This is a genomic window from Hydrogenovibrio thermophilus, from assembly GCF_004028275.1.
Lineage (GTDB): Bacteria > Pseudomonadota > Gammaproteobacteria > Thiomicrospirales > Thiomicrospiraceae > Hydrogenovibrio > Hydrogenovibrio thermophilus.
In genome coordinates this window covers 2,004,493-2,019,528 of sequence record NZ_CP035033.1, presented here as the reverse complement: position 1 = coordinate 2,019,528, position 15,036 = coordinate 2,004,493, and the positions used below count along the sequence as shown (strand labels likewise).

At 52.9% G+C, this 15,036-nt stretch carries 15 protein-coding genes; 3 read left to right on the top strand and 12 right to left on the bottom strand.

Annotated features, from left to right (window positions below):
* Window positions 1-40: 40 nt before the first annotated feature.
* From EPV75_RS09480 to nrdB, 6 genes are all read right to left on the bottom strand, one after another.
* On the bottom strand, window positions 41-943 hold the full coding sequence (locus tag EPV75_RS09480; protein WP_128385223.1) for a GAK system ATP-grasp enzyme: 903 nt from the start codon (window positions 941-943) through the stop codon (window positions 41-43).
* Window positions 936-2,573, bottom strand: a complete 1,638-nt coding sequence (locus EPV75_RS09475) for a phosphotransferase family protein (protein ID WP_128385222.1) — start codon at window positions 2,571-2,573, stop codon at window positions 936-938. The genes EPV75_RS09480 and EPV75_RS09475 overlap by 8 nt, the downstream gene beginning before the upstream one ends.
* Before the next feature lie 26 nt (window positions 2,574-2,599).
* Complete coding sequence (locus EPV75_RS09470) at window positions 2,600-2,887, bottom strand: amphi-Trp domain-containing protein (RefSeq protein WP_068650510.1); 288 nt, start codon at window positions 2,885-2,887, stop codon at window positions 2,600-2,602.
* A 10-nt stretch (window positions 2,888-2,897) separates the two neighbouring features.
* Window positions 2,898-4,115, bottom strand: coding sequence for a metallophosphoesterase (locus EPV75_RS09465; RefSeq protein WP_128385221.1), 1,218 nt, complete (start codon window positions 4,113-4,115; stop codon window positions 2,898-2,900).
* A 12-nt stretch (window positions 4,116-4,127) separates the two neighbouring features.
* On the bottom strand, window positions 4,128-4,844 hold the full coding sequence (locus EPV75_RS09460) for a histidine phosphatase family protein (protein ID WP_128385220.1): 717 nt from the start codon (window positions 4,842-4,844) through the stop codon (window positions 4,128-4,130).
* Window positions 4,845-4,974: 130 nt separating this feature from the next.
* Window positions 4,975-6,108, bottom strand: coding sequence for a class Ia ribonucleoside-diphosphate reductase subunit beta (gene nrdB / locus EPV75_RS09455; RefSeq protein WP_029938687.1), 1,134 nt, complete (start codon window positions 6,106-6,108; stop codon window positions 4,975-4,977).
* 397 nt (window positions 6,109-6,505) lie between these two features.
* Between nrdB and EPV75_RS09450 the strand changes: the two genes are divergently transcribed.
* On the top strand, window positions 6,506-6,982 hold the full coding sequence (locus tag EPV75_RS09450; protein WP_029938686.1) for a hypothetical protein: 477 nt from the start codon (window positions 6,506-6,508) through the stop codon (window positions 6,980-6,982).
* 21 nt (window positions 6,983-7,003) lie between these two features.
* On the opposite strand, the gene EPV75_RS09445 is transcribed toward EPV75_RS09450, so the two are convergent.
* From EPV75_RS09445 to EPV75_RS09430, 4 genes are all read right to left on the bottom strand, one after another.
* Window positions 7,004-8,944, bottom strand: coding sequence for an ATP-binding cassette domain-containing protein (locus EPV75_RS09445; protein WP_128385219.1), 1,941 nt, complete (start codon window positions 8,942-8,944; stop codon window positions 7,004-7,006).
* A gap of 61 nt (window positions 8,945-9,005) precedes the next feature.
* Window positions 9,006-10,220 carry a PAS domain-containing protein gene (locus EPV75_RS09440; protein WP_128385218.1) on the bottom strand — a complete coding sequence of 405 codons (1,215 nt, stop codon included), beginning with the start codon at window positions 10,218-10,220 and terminating at the stop codon, window positions 9,006-9,008.
* Window positions 10,221-10,235: 15 nt separating this feature from the next.
* Window positions 10,236-10,925: a spermidine synthase gene (locus EPV75_RS09435; RefSeq protein WP_051673409.1), complete on the bottom strand. Its 690-nt coding sequence runs from the start codon at window positions 10,923-10,925 to the stop codon at window positions 10,236-10,238.
* Window positions 10,910-11,452, bottom strand: coding sequence for a protein disulfide oxidoreductase (locus tag EPV75_RS09430; protein ID WP_225972305.1), 543 nt, complete (start codon window positions 11,450-11,452; stop codon window positions 10,910-10,912). Before EPV75_RS09430 ends, EPV75_RS09435 begins: the two co-directional genes overlap by 16 nt.
* Before the next feature lie 102 nt (window positions 11,453-11,554).
* Between EPV75_RS09430 and tmpT the strand changes: the two genes are divergently transcribed.
* Entirely contained in the window at window positions 11,555-12,196 is a 642-nt protein-coding gene (gene tmpT / locus EPV75_RS09425) for a thiopurine S-methyltransferase (protein WP_128385216.1), read from the top strand.
* On the opposite strand, the gene yrfG is transcribed toward tmpT, so the two are convergent.
* Complete coding sequence (gene yrfG / locus EPV75_RS09420; protein WP_128385215.1) at window positions 12,183-12,866, bottom strand: GMP/IMP nucleotidase; 684 nt, start codon at window positions 12,864-12,866, stop codon at window positions 12,183-12,185. The two genes, tmpT and yrfG, sit on opposite strands and share 14 nt — an antisense overlap.
* Before the next feature lie 18 nt (window positions 12,867-12,884).
* Here yrfG and nudE point away from each other — a divergent pair, with 18 nt between their 5' ends.
* On the top strand, window positions 12,885-13,445 hold the full coding sequence (gene nudE, locus EPV75_RS09415; protein ID WP_318779053.1) for an ADP compounds hydrolase NudE: 561 nt from the start codon (window positions 12,885-12,887) through the stop codon (window positions 13,443-13,445).
* A gap of 136 nt (window positions 13,446-13,581) precedes the next feature.
* Here nudE and EPV75_RS09410 read toward each other — a convergent pair whose 3' ends face one another.
* Window positions 13,582-14,766 (bottom strand): pyridoxal phosphate-dependent aminotransferase, encoded by a 1,185-nt coding sequence (locus EPV75_RS09410; protein WP_128385213.1) that lies wholly within the window; start codon window positions 14,764-14,766, stop codon window positions 13,582-13,584.
* Between the last annotated feature and the right edge of the window lie 270 nt (window positions 14,767-15,036).

The window sequence follows — 15,036 nt, the reverse complement described above, 5'->3', positions numbered from 1 at the left end:
AACGGTTTCCTTGTACGGTTTTTGTTCGGTTTCAGGGAAGCTAAGAGGCTGTACTCAGCGTCCGAATGACGTAATCGGCATATTCCTTGGCCATATTCAAGCCCAACCCTTCGTGCGCGCCTTTGAAACCACCGAAAGCGGAGACCTCAAAACAGACCGGTCCGTCTTCGGTTTCGGCGATGTCGACGGTGGTGTAGCTCAAATCGAATTGCGATTGGGCACGATACGCCATGTCGATGATGTCATCCGACGGTTGCGCTTCGGCGTATTTGCCGCCGGAGTGGATGGTGGTGTTCCAACTGTCGCTGCCGGACACACGGGCGTAAGCTCCGCGATATTCACCGCCCAGAAACACCAGCCCCATATCCTTGCCGGGCAGGGCGAGTTTTTTCTGCAAGTAAAAGAAGCCCTGTTTGTCGTAATAGTCTTTCAGGCGCTGTTTAACGGCTTTTTTGCCATCGTCGCAGCACAGGACTTCCATGCCCCGGGCTTTGGTGGAAAATAACGGTTTGAGAATGGCTTCGCCGAATTTTTCCACATGATCGAAAGCGGCGTCCAAGTCTTCGGTGATGATGGTCGGCGGCATCGGAATATCGGCTTTGGCCAGCGATACGGTGCAACTCATGCGGTCTACCAGACGGATGATTTCCTGGGGCTTGGAGAAAATCTGCACGCCGCATTTTTCCACAAAGCGCAGAATTTCCAAACGATCGATGACCGTCGGGCTGTAGGTCTGGGAAATCTTTTTGATGATGATGCCGTCCAGTTGACACAGGCAACGTCCTTCGTAACGCACCGACGGTTCGCTGAGGTCGGCCACGACTTTTTCGATGTCGATGACCCAGCGAAAGCCGGTTTGGGCTTCGATTTCATCGGCCAATACTTCGGTGGACCATTTGCCGGGAATGCCCACCACCGCGATTTTTAGATCGTCTTTAATCATGGAAAATCTCTTTCTGTATCCGGTAGGTCATTCGTTCTGCTTCCGTCAGACGAATGACTTGTTCAATCAGGTAACGACCTCGAAAATGCATGGCTTTGGCGTGCTGTTTATCCAACACGAAGCGGGTTGAGGTCAAAAAAGAACGGCTTAATCCTAAAGCCATCCGAAGGTGGTAACTGGTGTCGTCGATGTGTTCAGCGTAATCCTGGCCGAATTCGTAAATCGCCTGCATGGTTTGAGCGATCAGTTTGCGGACTTGCGGGTCGAAATTCGACAGGCGATAGGCCGACACCATCAGGACCGACAAGTCCTGCACGAAGTCCAGGTACTCGGAACGGTGCAGGTCGATGAAATTGATGTCGTTATCGACCGGGTCGTAAATGATGTTGTCGAGATTGAAATCGCCGTGGATGTAAACACCCAGCGGACAGGGCAGTTCGGATTCCAGCGCTTCGGCGTCATCGACCAGGGCTTCAAGTGTCGGACTTTTTACGCCGTTGATGCTGACCGATGGTGCTTGGAATTCGGGGTGGACTTCGTAAACGTCTTTCAAGCGTTTGCGCAACTGGGCCATGAAGTTGGCCGGATAGGGTTGGTCGGCACGGGTTTCTTCCCAGATTTGCGTCAGGGTTTCAAACAGTCGGTTCAGCGCCGCTTTCAGGGTTTTACGGTTTTTCTGCAACAGGAGTTTGTCGAAGGTTTCGCCGGTCAGGTATTCGAACAGCAGGGCGGCTTTGTTGCCGCTTTTATGATAGGAATAGACCTGTGGGGCGATGCCGGGAAACTTCTCGTGCCAGCTTTCGATCCCGGTTTTTTCTTCCTTGAGTTTGGCTTTGTCGCCTTCTTTGAAGACGGCGAGCATCTGGCCTTCCGACTCTTCGGCAGTCATGACACCGGAAATGGTGCAACCGGATTTGGTTTCGCCCATGGCGCGAATGGTGAGATCGTCTTCCTGCGGGTTGAGTTGCAGGGCGGTCAGGGTCGCTTCCAGCGAATGGTAGCGGTCGATCTGGATCATCTGGCCCATATTGGCGGAGATAATCCCTTCGCCGATGCGCAGCAGGGCTTCGCCCATATCACTGATGTCGCGGATAATGAAGCTGGCATGCAACAAGGCCTCGGTTTGCTGACCCTTTTTAAGCCGGATTTTGTATTTTTCAAGTTGCTGATCGCAGCGTTTGTCGATGTGGACTTTCAAACGGCAAATGTCGATGGCGAGCATGGAACCCTCGGATTCGATGGCCGGTTCAATCAGTTCCAGACCGACCTGCAAATCGTTGAGGGCGCGGAACACATTTTTTTTGCGCAGCAGCTTCAACGCGGTGCTGGACTGCTTCGCCTGGAAAATAATCGCCTGCAACTGACGGGAAAGGGATTTCAAACCGTGATTGATGTGTTCGTAACTTTGAACGGTGATGCGGATGTCTTTGTCGGTTTGCTCGCCGAGATAGGTGGCGGCACGGTTGAGCAGATTGACGTGGTAGTTGTCGATGTAATCCACGCGTTTTTGGCCGTTTTCAGCTTGTCGCAAATCGCCCGTTTCCAAAAACAGGGTGACGGAATCGAGTTGTTTTTGCACTTCGATAATCAAAAAGCGCAAAGGGTCGTAAAGTTCCGTGAGTGGTTGCATCTGGCTGTTCGGCTACTGAATTCGGGTTATTTTTTCGGTTTTTTCGGGTCGATAAACAGCGGCGACTCTTCGAAGTCGGAGCTTTGATCGGAGGACCAGCTGATTTTGATGTTCAGCGTCTGGCCTTTTTTCGATTTATCGGCTTTGATTTTGAGGTTCGCCAGTTTTTGTGGGGTCAGCATGAACTCTTCCTCTTCATCGCTGAACTCGATGGCGCCTTTTTTGAACCCCTGCGTGATGGCTTTTAAATAGCTGATGATGGCATCGTTGTCTTGCAGAGACTCGTGTTCGAAGTATTTACTTTTCTTAGCCATACCCTACCTTCTAATGCTGTTGCAACTGTTTGGGGTGGAATTGTTTGGTCATGGGAAAATCGCTGCTGAGCGCAGAGACCATGCCGTCGGCATAGAAAATTGTAACAGCTTCGCCCGGGGTTTGTAGGTTAGATTTACGGCGGCAATTGGCGTTGAGCTGGGTGTCGCACTCGAAATTCAACAGGCCTTGGCGCAGAAACAACTGTTGGCCTTCGCGGTGGCTGCGGTGTCCATTGACGATGGCGAAGATGTGGTTGCGGCGCAAAATGTCGCTGCCACGTTCGGTCAAAGGCCAGTCGTTGGCGCGGTATTTGGTGCGGAACACATTGCCGAATTCGCTGTAGTACATTTCGAAAATTCGGCCTTGATTCATTTGCTCGCGGAAGGTCTGGTTGAGCTCGTCGGCACTGTGCGCGACCAGTTTTTCGGCGAACTGGTCGTCCAGACCGGCGTGGCTGAAACAATAGCTACCGGCGAGATGAATCAAGTCCAGCGATTGGAAAAACCAAGCAAATTCGCCATCCGGTGACAGGAAGAGTTCCTTCGCTTTGGCAACGGCCTGGTAAATTTCCGGCAGGCTTAAACCGTGTTCGCCGCAGGCCTGGATGAAATCGTCCTGTTTTTTGCGAATCTGTTTCAGTTCTTTATCGATTTTGCTTTTCGGCATGGTGTGTTGCGCATAGGCCGGGAAAAAATCGAACCAGTCTTCGGATGGAAACAAACGTCGGCGAATCACCGAATCGGCCAGGCCTGGCAGTTTTTCGCCCTGACAATAATGGCGGTGGATTTCGGCAAACAAGCTGGCGGTTTTGCGTCCCATGCGGACGAAAAAGTGGGCTTGGCGCAGGTCGTCCATGAAGTCGGTCGCCAGCAAACCGGCGTAGATGCGGATGTCGTGATTGCCGGCCAGCAGCACCAGATCGCATTCGGCATGCTTAAGCTGGGCAATCAGGCGGAACAGGGCCAGGTTGCTCGGCCCTTTATCGAAGCAGTCGCCGCCGATGATGATTTGCCCGCTGCGGCCTTTGGTGGTGAGGGTGATGCGCTCGACGGTGCTGTCGAGCGTGACCAGATAACTCAGTTTCAGCGAACGTAAAAAGGCGTCGGCATCGGCGTGCAAATCACAGAAAAAATAGGTGTCTTTTGCCGGTGCCATCCAGTTTTCGGTTGGGAAAGGCGTTTGGGGGTGTGGCTGAGGTTGCCAGGCGGTTGCGGTCGCGGCGTACATAATCCATTCTCCTCAATCAATCATTGACGGGTTGGCGCGGGCGCGCTGTTTCCATTCGCCGTGGCGGTGTCGCCAGTCTTGCGAACGGGTTCGGTATTCAAAATAAAGTGGGCGGGCGTGGTGCATGGACTTTTGCGCGATGTCTTCAAACGACAGCAGGCCGAGCAAAAACGCGGCGTGTCGAAAGGAAGCCCCGTGCCCCACGACGATTTTCAAGGTCGGTTGCGTTTCGGTTTGCGCCAGTGACGCGAACGTTCGGTTGAGGTGTCCAGCAACCCGCTCTCCGGCGGACAATAAGGATTCCGCACCGTGTACCGGTAAGCGGTAATGACTGTCGGATTTCCAGTTGAGCGGGGGAGATTCGACTCTTGGGTCCTGCTCCAAAATGTGCTCGATTTCGGTAACGGACAAGTTCGCCAGGGCACCGACGGAACGTTCGTGTAGGGTTTTCTGCTCGACGATACGTCCTTGAAAACCGGCTTGGCGTTTGAGTGTTTGCTTCAAGGCGTCGGCGGTCTGCCAGGCACGTAACGAATGCGAGGTGTCGATTTCCGGGTGAAGTCTCAAGCCGTGCGCCTGGGCGTAATGATACACGTCTTCGGCGGCGCGAGCGGCCTGTTGTTGGCCTAAGGTCGTCAGAGCACCGTGTTGTAACGCGCTGGGCGTATTGGGTTTTTGATGGTATTCCCCGTGACGGAGGAACGCCAGAATGTGTGTCGCTTCGTTCATTCCGGCCAGTTTAGAGTGCTTATTTGAAAATCAAGTGATAAGCGGATGACAGTTTTGTAACAAGATTGACGGGGGCGAAAAACCAAAAAGCCCGCAGAAGCGGGCTTTGGGAGATGATGAGTACGGCTGTTTACAGCGCGAAATCGTTGAAGTCGTCTTTGCCGACGGTGGAGTCCACCTGGCCGACCAGATAGGAACTGATTTCCGATTCCTGCGGTGCGACTTGAACGTTGTCGGACACCAGCCAGTTGTTCATCCACGGAAGCGGATTGCTTTTCTGTTCGAAAATCGGATCCAGTTTCACGGCGCGAATACGCGTATTGGTGATGTACTCGACGTAGTCTTTTAAAATGCCGGCATTCAAACCGATCATGGAACCGTCTTTGAACAGATAGTCGGCCCATTCTTTTTCCTGTTCGGCGGCTTCGCGGAAAATCTGATAGACCATGTCTTCGTTTTCCTTGGCGATTTGCATCATTTCCGGGTCGTCTTTGCCTTCGCGCATCAAGTTGATGATGTGCTGGGTACCGGACAAATGCAGGGCTTCGTCACGAGCGATCAGCTTGATGACTTTGGCGTTGCCTTCCATCAAGGAGCGTTCGGCGAAGGAGAAGCTGCAAGCGAAGGAGACATAGAAACGAATCGCTTCCAACACGTTGACCGATACGATGGTCAGGAACAAGGCGGTTTTCACTTCTTTACGGAAGGCGTCGTCTTTTTCCAGATCGATTTCTTCGGCGTACATGCGGTTGGTCAGGTAAATCAAACGGTCGTAATGTTCGGTGACGCTGATGGCGCGTTTGACGATTTCATCATTGGTGACGATGTCGTCGAACACCAATGACGGATCCGAGACGATGTTACGGATAATGTGGGTGTAAGAGCGGCTGTGGATGGTTTCCGAGAAGGACCAGGTTTCAATCCAGGTTTCCAGTTCCGGAATGGACACCAACGGCAGCAGCGCCACATTCGGCGAACGGCCCTGTACCGAATCCAGCAGGGTTTGGTATTTCAGGTTGCTGATGAAAACATGTTTTTCGTGATCCGGCAGATCGGCGTATTCCCCTCGGTCGCTCGACAGGTCGATTTCCTCCGGTCGCCAGAAAAAGCTTAATTGCTTTTCAATCAGTTTTTCGAAAATCGGGTGCTTTTGCTGGTCGTAACGTGCCACGTTGACGTTTTGGCCAAAGAACATCGGTTCTTTCAACGCATTGTTGGAAGAACGGCAAAAGGTAGAATAAGTATGTTTTTCGTTACAGCTCATAAAGAAGTTTTCCTGCCAAAAATAAGCAAAAATAAAAAGGTTTTCCAGCGTGGGATTTCGATTACGCAATAGAATAAAATTGTAGCGTATTTTTTGCGATGGTGACATCATGTTTTTCGCAAAAGCGAGTCTAGCATTCTACGCGAAATTTATATGATTGCAATTAAGAATTATTATTATTTATGTTGGGTGGAATGGGTGGTCACCGTCTAGGATTGGCTTGGTCGCGTCGGCGGAAACGGCGCACAGAGGTCATCTGTTTGTCATTTTAAAGCCACACCGAGGCAACGGATTTTTTGGTAATATAAAAAATAAAACAAAAAATAAAACCGAATTTTCAGCGGGTTCCGACCGGGAACAAGTCTCGAATCCGCCTTGACCGTGTGGACTGACAAAAATGGGATTCAAAAAAGAATTGAAATGGCTGAAAGGCCGACGCATTGCCGTATGCGAACCGGATGCGCAACGTTTTGCCGATATTGAACAGTTTCTGAAACGCTACGGCATCAGTGTCGCGGCCTTCAATGACGTTGATGCGGTGGTCTCGGAAATTGAAAAGCGTCGCTATTCCACCCACCGGGTGTATTTGGCGATTCTCATCGATTTTCAATTGGCCAATCAGGTCGAGCAGGCCTGGCAGGAAACGACCCATAACAACCCGACCATTTTGAAAACGCCGGTGGTGTTGATGCGGCGGGATGACGAATTGGCCGCCGCTCTGCCGCTCATCAATAAGGGTTATTTCCGCTTTCAACTGGCGCAACCGGTGCAACCCAAAGCGATGTTGCGATTATTGAGTCGCTTGAACCGCTGGAAAAAGTGGCGAGAAGAGTTGTCGATGCCGCCCAGACCAAGCGCCGTGCTCGGTCACTGACCTTCGCCAATTCTGATATGCCTAGTCTTCGAGTTGGGCTTCCAAAATTTCCCAACGTTCGAAAGCGGCTTCCAATTCGGCCTCACACGCATTGAGGCGTTCCAGGACCGCCTCATGGCCGGTTTGTTGATAAAACGCCGGTTCGCTGATTTGCATTTGCAGTGCTTCCAACTCCGTTTCCAGTGTTTCGATGGTTTCCGGCAGGGCATCGTATTCCCGTTGGTCTTTGTAGCTCAACTTTTTCGGTTTTTTCGCTGCGGGTTTGTCGCTCGATTTGGCGGCTGGCGTTTCGGCCTTTTCGCCAGGCCTGGCGGGTTCTTGGGTGTTTGTCCGAGTGCCGGTTTTTTGAGTTGGGGCGTCGTAGTGCGCCGGGCGCTGGCGTAACCAGTCGTCGTAACCACCGACGTATTCATTGACTTGGCCTGGTGCGTCGAACACGATGGAGCTGGTGACCACGCTGTTCAAAAAGGCCCGGTCGTGGCTGACGATGAGCACGGTGCCCGGATAATCGAGCAGGAGTTCTTCCAGAAGTTCCAAGGTTTCAATGTCCAAGTCGTTGGTGGGTTCGTCCAGCACCAGCAGGTTGGACGGTTTGGCGAAGACGCGCGCCAGTAACAGACGGTTACGTTCGCCGCCGGACAGGGCTTTGACCGGTTGGCGGGCCCGTTCCGGACTGAAGAGGAAGTCGCCCAGATAGCCCATGATGTGCTTGCGTTGACCGTTGATTTCGATGTAGTCCGACTCTTCCAATACACTGTCGACCACGGCTTTGTTTTCGTCGAGCTGGTCGCGGTGTTGATCGAAATAGGCGATTTTCAGATTGGTGCCGAGTTTGATGTGACCGGATTGCGGTGACAGTTGGCCGAGCAGCAGTTTCAGCAGTGTGGACTTCCCGCAGCCGTTGGCACCGATAAAACCGACTTTGTCGCCGCGCAAAATCATGGTGGAGAAATGATCGATGACGACTTGGTCGGGCCAGGCAAAGTGAATGTCGTCCACTTCGATGACCTGTTTGCCGGAGTGATTGGCCTGGTTGTATTGCAGGTTGGCTTTGCCTTGTTGCTGACGGCGCGCCTTGTGGGCTTCGCGCAGCTTTTCCAGCGCGCGAACCCGGCCTTCGTTTCGGGTGCGGCGCGCCTTGATGCCCTGACGAATCCAGGCTTCTTCCTGCGCCAGCTTTTTATCGAATTCGGCATTGGATTTGGCTTCGGATTCCAGTTGTGCAGCTTTGCGTTGCAGGTAGGTGGCGTAATCGCATTCCCAGTTATAAAGCTGGCCGCGATCCAGCTCCACGATGCGCGTCGCCAGCGCTTGCAGGAAGGAGCGGTCATGGGTAATGAATACCAGGCTGCAAGACAGGTTTTTCAGGAAGTCTTCCAGCCATTGGATGGAGGGGATGTCCAAATGGTTGGTCGGTTCGTCCAGCAGGAGAATGTCCGGGTCTTGGATCAGGGCTTGCGCCAGCAGAACTCGGCGCTTCATGCCGCCGGACAATTCGGAAAATTCGGCTTCGGCGGGTAATGAGAGTTTGGAAATCAGTGTTTCGACTTTCTGGTTCAGGTCCCAGCCGTCCTGGTCATCAATGGCTTGTTGGGTGCGAGTCAGTTCATTCAAGGTGTTTTCGGAACTGTCGTCGGCCAATGTCGCGGTCAATTGGTGGAAGCGTTCGATTAATTGACCGATATTGCCCAGGCCTTGTGCGATGATGTGGAAGACACTGCCTTGGGTGTCGTTGGGCACTTCCTGTTGCAGCTTGGCGATTTGCACGCCGTCTTGCAGAATTCGACTGCCATCGTCGGCTTGAACGCTGCCTTCAATGACTTTGAGCAGGGTGGATTTGCCTTCGCCGTTGCGCCCGACGATACAGACCCGTTCGTTGGGCTCGATTTTAAAATCGACGCCGTCCAAGAGGGTTTGGGTGCCGTAGCTGAGTTGGGTGTCGCGTAGGAAAAGCAGTGCCATAGAACAATAACGCCTTCAAGTTTGCAGGGTGGGTGAATGAGGACTCAAATAGGGGAGCATTTTAATCCAGTGGCGACGATTTCGCATCCATCTCTGTGTCTTTTTGTGTCGCTTCGGTGATGTCTTCGATATAGGAACACAGCACTCGGTCGTCGTTTTCCAGCGTGGTGACAAAACTGGTGATGCGTAATGTCAGCAGACGGCCGTCTTTATGAAACGCGCGTCGCTCGACGGTTTCCAGGTTCGGTGTGGCGTTGCGGATATGGCGCTCAATGGCTTCGATGCTGGCTTGACGGTCGTCCGGGTGGAAGAAGCGAGTGTAGACCTGGCCGGTGAGTTCCTGGCTCTGGTAGCCGCAAAGTTCCACCATTTTAGGGTTGATTTCCACTTTGTTGGAATTGAGATTGAACAGAGACAGCGGTATTGGCGCGGTAGCGAAAGCACGTTGGTAAAGGGTTTCCGGGTGAAACTCGATGTCGGCCAGCGCCTGAAGTTGTTTCGGCAGCTTTTGCACCGCCGACAGGTCGGTATGGGTGCCGATGATTTTATACGGATGGCCGTTGGCGTCGCGCTCGGCTTTGCCTCTGGCCAGAATCCAGACTTGATGACCTTGTTTGTGGCGCATGGGGAAAACGGCTTCATACCATTCGGTTTTGCCGGACAGATGTTTTTCCAGATTTTTGTAGGCCGCGGTGACGTATTTGGGCGGCACGCGTTTTTCCCATTCGGCCATTTTGTCTTCGATTTCATAGGGTTCGTAGCCGAGTTGTTTTTTCCAGGTCGGCGAATAGAACACCGTGTTGGTGCCGAATAGAAATTCGAAAAAACCGACATTGAGCGAGTCCAACACCAAGTTGAACTGGTGTTTGTTTTCGCGGTTTTGCTGGTCTTCCAGATAACGCTTGGTGATGTCCTCCCAACTGAGTACCAGTTGTTGGCCGTCACTGTCGTCGATCAGGACGAGTTCGCGCACCCATTTGATTTCACCGTTCTGGTTGAGGATGCGAAACGGCAAGCGTTCGAAACTCGGGGTTTCCGGCTGGGCGGCGTAAGCTTTCAACTCAAGTTGGTAGCGCTCACGGTCGTCCGGGTGAACCCAGTCGAGCAGGTGCATGGCGCTGTCGTCATCGGGTAAACGAATCAGTTTGCGTAACGCCACGGAGTGATAGTTCACTCGATAAGGCGGCGTCAGTTCGCACACCATACAGGCGATGCGGTGCTGGTTGAACAGGGTTTCAAACTGTTCGGAGTAGGCGCTGAGACTGGGAGCGGTCATGGTGTTCTCCTCGGGTTAACGTGGTTTTACCGATAGAATCAGATTGTTGCTGGAGTGGATTTCGCGCATGGTGATTTCACAGTCGGTCATGTCTTCCCAAAAGCGGATGACCCTGAGGGTCTTTTCCGGCGTGCCTTTCCACAAATTGAATAACAATAATCCGCCAGGCCTGGTCAGTTTTTGCAGAGCGAGCAGGAAGATTTCGTCGGTGAATTCGGGCGGCATGCTGTCGCCGTCGTAAAGGTCGATGACGATGATGTCGTAGCGCTCGGTTTCCTGCAGGACGAACATGTAGGCGTCGGCTTCTCGCGTGTCGATGTGTGGCGTTTCCGGCAGATGGAAATACCGGTAAGCGATGTCGATGACCGCCGGACGTAGTTCCACCACGGTTTGCTGGCATTTCGGAAAAATATGGTGCATTTGAGCGGGCAGGCTGCCGCCACCAAGCCCCAGCGTTAACAGGCGGTTGATGGCGGCCGGATGCTCCAGAATAGCTTCCATCAACGCTTCTTGGTATTCGAACGCCAGCGTCATGGGGGCGTTGAAATACAGGCGACTTTGCTCGACGCGGGTGCCGAAATACAGGCTGCGTGCCACTTGAGTGTCGACGACTTCAATCAGGCCGAAGCCGTCCCGGACACTGTGGATGATTTGTCCTTTAGGCGTGTTTTTACGGCGGAACTTGGATGCTATTGAAGCCACCATAAACGCGCTCTCAGCCCATAAGGCGTGGTGTAGCCGACTTCGACAAAAGAAACGTTGCCGTCCGGGCCGATAATAAAGGTGGCGGGGACGGCGCGGGCGCCGAAGGCTTTCATCAGTTGGCCGTCGAAATCGTTGACGATTTGGTTGGGGTTCATGCCGTGCTCTTCGGCAAAGGCAAGCAGGCCTTCGTCGTCCATGGACTGGGTGGCGATATTGATCACCGGGTAGTCTTTGGAGAGGCGTTCGACACTGTCGCGTTCCAGTTGGCAAATCGGGCACCAAGTGGCCCAGAAGTGGACCATGACGGGCTGGCCGCGATAATCGGCGAGTCGAATCGGCTGGTCGGTGATGGATTCGGTTTCGAAAGCCGGGGCCGGCCCTTTGACGACGTCACCTTGCATGAACGGACGTAAGGCGAGATAGACGATGATGAGTGCCAGCATGAATAAGAGATTTTTCACCCATTTGCGCTGTAAGAAAGCGCGGGTGGCTTGTAATCGGTTTTCCGGGACCGGTGGTTTCGACATTTTCATGGTTGTTGCAAACTTTTCGTCATCGATTTTGAGTAAAATTATTGCCAGCCATATTAGCGTAATTCAGGCGCAAAACAAAGGATAAACACGGAAAACATGAAAGCGGATTTTTGGCATCGAAAATGGGCGCGAGACGAAATCGGTTTCCATCAACCGGGGGTGAATGCCTTGCTGAAAACTTACTGGCCGATGCTGGGAGTCGCCCAAGGCGCGGCTGTGCTGGTGCCTTTATGCGGTAAGTCACAGGATATGGTGTGGCTGCATGCGACCGGACATCCGGTTTTAGGTGTGGAGCTGAGCGAAAAAGCGCTGGCGGATTTTCTGACGGAAAACGATTTGAACGGCCGGCCGGCTCAGCATGACCGTTTTTGCGGTTACGAGCTGGAGGACATGACGTTATTCTGTGGGGATTTTTTCCATTTGTCCGCCGATGACTGTGAAGGGGTTCAAGCCGTCTATGACCGGGCGGCGTTGGTGGCCTTGCCGTCGGAAATGCGCCGTCGGTATGCCGAACATATGACAGCAATCCTGGGAGCCACGGTTCCGATGTTGTTGATCGGTTTGGAGTACGACCAGACGTTGAAAGCCGGGCCGCCGTTTTCGGTGCCGGAGAGTGAAATCCGTGATTTGTTTGTCGATCGCTACCAAATTGAGGTGCTACACTCGGAAACCTTTGAACGCAAAAGCGTGTCCACTACGGAAACCGTGTATCGGTTGACGCCGCTCAATCCGGCATGATTTGGTTGAAGTTCTCGAAGTAAGGAAAGGCTTTCGGGTCGATTTTGTCCATTTTCGGACTGACGTGAACCGCGGCCAGTTGATAGGCGATGCCGAAGGCTTGGGCGGATTCCAGCGCGTGGAGGTTGTCGTCCACCAGTAAGGTGTGTTTCGGGTCGAAATGCACCTTATTCTGAATCGCCGACCAAAGGGCGCCATCTTCTTTCGGCATACCGAAGTCGTGGGCGGAAATCATCTCATCGAAGTAGTCGCCGATTTCGGTCATTTCCAGTTTGATGGCGAGGCTATCGCGGTGAGCGTTGGTGACCATGATGACGTGCTTGCCCAGCGCTTGCAGGCGTTGCAGGAAGGTGATGACTTCCGGGTGCGCCTGAATCATGTGTTTGAGTTCGTGTTTGAGCGCGGCAATGGGCAAGTCGAGCTGTTCGGTCCAGTAATCGAGGCAATACCAGTTCAGGGTGCCTTGCTGGGAGTGGATTTTCTCGCGGATGATGCGTTGGGCTTCGTCTTCGGTAATTTGATTCCGCTCGGCGTACATTTGTGGAACGTAGGTCATCCAGAAGTGCCAGTCGAAGTGTAAATCGAGCAGTGTCCCGTCCATATCAAGCAAAACCGTCTCGATGTCATTCCATGGGATGGCGGGGCCTTGAGCGGTGGTTTTAATTCGCATTTTAACTCCTATTCTCGTATGATGCTCGCTATGGAAACGAAAAAATCGCCCGTTATTCTAACGAAAAAAAAACTCGCTAACACGCGGATTTTCACCGTGGAAGGATTGGATATCCTCTATGGGAATGACACTCAGGTGCAATTCGAGCGCCTAGTCAGTTCGGTGCACGGCGCGGTTCTGATTGTACCGGTTTTGGACGACGCCTTGGTGCTGATTCGCGAGTACGCGGCCGGTGTGGAACGGTATGAGCTCGGTTTCCCGAAAGGCAAAATCGATCCGGGCGAAGATTGGCGACAGGCGGCGGTGCGCGAAAGTCAGGAAGAAATCGGCTTTTTTCCCGAGCAGGTTTCCTTATTGGATTCGCTCAGCCTGGCCGCCGGTTATATGACCCATCAAACGCATGTGGTGTTGGCGGAAGGGCTGCGTCCGCAGCAAGCGGAAGGTGATGAACCGGAGCCGCTGGAAGTGGTGCATTGGCCGTTGACCGACTGGAAAGCTTTACTGGAACATCCGGAGTTTTCCGAAGGGCGGGCTTATGCGGCTTTGATGTTGGTGTTACGTCACCTCAACCGGATTTGAACCCAGTACGCAGGTTGCGAGCGATTTTGCGTGTCCGATGGCTTGTCTTTAAAGATTCTTGAGCAAGTTCCCCTGAACACAAAAAAACCGCCAGGCCTGGCGGTTTTTCATTTAGAACGTTTAAACGACTCGCGGATTAAGCTTTTTGCATAAACGCGTCGATGCGATCCAGAGCATTCACCAAGTTGTCCATGCTGGTGGCGAAGGAGATACGCAAGTAGCCTTCGGCACCGAAGCCGGACCCCGGCACGGCGGCGACGTCGACCTCTTCCAGAATCGCAGTGGCGAAATCGGCATCCGTCTCAACCCCTTTCTGTTTCATGGCATCGCGGACGTCCATAAAGGCATAGAAAGCGCCGGCGGCCGGAATGCACTTGAAACCGGGAATTTGATTGATACGTTCCACCACGAAATCGTGGCGTTTTTTGAATTCCACCAACATGGTTTGAATGCAACCTTGGTCGCCGTTCAGGGCTTCCACCGATGCGGCCTGGGAAATCGAGCACGGGTTGGACGTGCTTTGTGATTGCACTTTTCGCATGGCTGCGATGATGTCTTTCGGGCCGCCGGCGTAACCGATGCGCCAGCCGGTCATCGAATAGGCTTTGGAGACGCCGTTCATGACCACGGTGCGGTCGGTCAGTTCCGGGCAAACTTCCAGGATGTTGGTGAACGGTGTGTCGGTGAGCAAAATGTGTTCATACATGTCGTCCGACGCAATCAGTATGTCCGGGTGCTTTGTGAGCACTTCGCCGAGGGCTTTCAGTTCTTCCGGCGTGTAGACGGCTCCGGTCGGATTGGACGGGCTGTTGATGACCACCAGTTTGGTTTTTGGGGTAATCGCCGCTTCCAATTGTTGTGCGGTGATTTTGAAGCCTTGCTCGATGCCGGCTTCAATAATGATCGGTTCGCTACCGGCCAGCAAGGCCATGTCCGGGTAAGACACCCAGTAAGGCGCAGGAATAATCACTTCGTCGCCGTCGTCCAAAACGCCTTGGCACAGATTGTAAAAACTCTGTTTCCCGCCAGACGATACCAGAATCTGGTCGGCCGCAAAGTTAAGATGATTGTCACGCTTGAATTTGGCGATGATGGCGTCTTTCAGTTCCGGTGTGCCGTCCACGGCAGTGTAACGGGTTTGCCCGTTTTCAATGGCGTGAATGCCGGCCGCTTTGATGTGGTCGGGGGTGTCGAAATCCGGCTCGCCGGCGCCCAAGCTGATGATGTCCTTCCCGGCGCGTTTCAGCTCGGCGGCTTTGGCGGTAATGACCAAGGTCAGGGAGGGTTTGACTCGATTAACACGATTGGACAGTCGGGACATAAATTTTCATCTCATTCAAGTTGGTGGACGGTGCCATACGAACCGGAAGCAGAACGGATTCGACATTGTTGGGCGATTCTTTTTCAGATTCCCAAGATTCCAATGGGTTTCGGTTTTGTTCTGCTTGGCACTCAGGTAAAATGTTACGGTCATTTTACAACCAATTCGGCCTTTTTTTAAGTGAAAAATTCAGTGTTTAGGGCGGTTTTGGCGTAAATTTTCTTTAATCGGTAATTGAATCGGATTGGCCGACAGTAAACTGACAACAAA

Coding starts and splice junctions, on each gene's coding strand:
- EPV75_RS09480 (WP_128385223.1), bottom strand. CDS start 943: ATGATTAAAGACGATCTAAAAATCGCGGTGGTGGGCATTCCCGGCAAA.
- EPV75_RS09475 (WP_128385222.1), bottom strand. CDS start 2,573: ATGCAACCACTCACGGAACTTTACGACCCTTTGCGCTTTTTGATTATC.
- EPV75_RS09470 (WP_068650510.1), bottom strand. CDS start 2,887: ATGGCTAAGAAAAGTAAATACTTCGAACACGAGTCTCTGCAAGACAAC.
- EPV75_RS09465 (WP_128385221.1), bottom strand. CDS start 4,115: ATGTACGCCGCGACCGCAACCGCCTGGCAACCTCAGCCACACCCCCAA.
- EPV75_RS09460 (WP_128385220.1), bottom strand. CDS start 4,844: ATGAACGAAGCGACACACATTCTGGCGTTCCTCCGTCACGGGGAATAC.
- nrdB (WP_029938687.1), bottom strand. CDS start 6,108: ATGAGCTGTAACGAAAAACATACTTATTCTACCTTTTGCCGTTCTTCC.
- EPV75_RS09450 (WP_029938686.1), top strand. CDS start 6,506: ATGGGATTCAAAAAAGAATTGAAATGGCTGAAAGGCCGACGCATTGCC.
- EPV75_RS09445 (WP_128385219.1), bottom strand. CDS start 8,944: ATGGCACTGCTTTTCCTACGCGACACCCAACTCAGCTACGGCACCCAA.
- EPV75_RS09440 (WP_128385218.1), bottom strand. CDS start 10,220: ATGACCGCTCCCAGTCTCAGCGCCTACTCCGAACAGTTTGAAACCCTG.
- EPV75_RS09435 (WP_051673409.1), bottom strand. CDS start 10,925: ATGGTGGCTTCAATAGCATCCAAGTTCCGCCGTAAAAACACGCCTAAA.
- EPV75_RS09430 (WP_225972305.1), bottom strand. CDS start 11,452: ATGTCGAAACCACCGGTCCCGGAAAACCGATTACAAGCCACCCGCGCT.
- tmpT (WP_128385216.1), top strand. CDS start 11,555: ATGAAAGCGGATTTTTGGCATCGAAAATGGGCGCGAGACGAAATCGGT.
- yrfG (WP_128385215.1), bottom strand. CDS start 12,866: ATGCGAATTAAAACCACCGCTCAAGGCCCCGCCATCCCATGGAATGAC.
- nudE (WP_318779053.1), top strand. CDS start 12,885: ATGATGCTCGCTATGGAAACGAAAAAATCGCCCGTTATTCTAACGAAA.
- EPV75_RS09410 (WP_128385213.1), bottom strand. CDS start 14,766: ATGTCCCGACTGTCCAATCGTGTTAATCGAGTCAAACCCTCCCTGACC.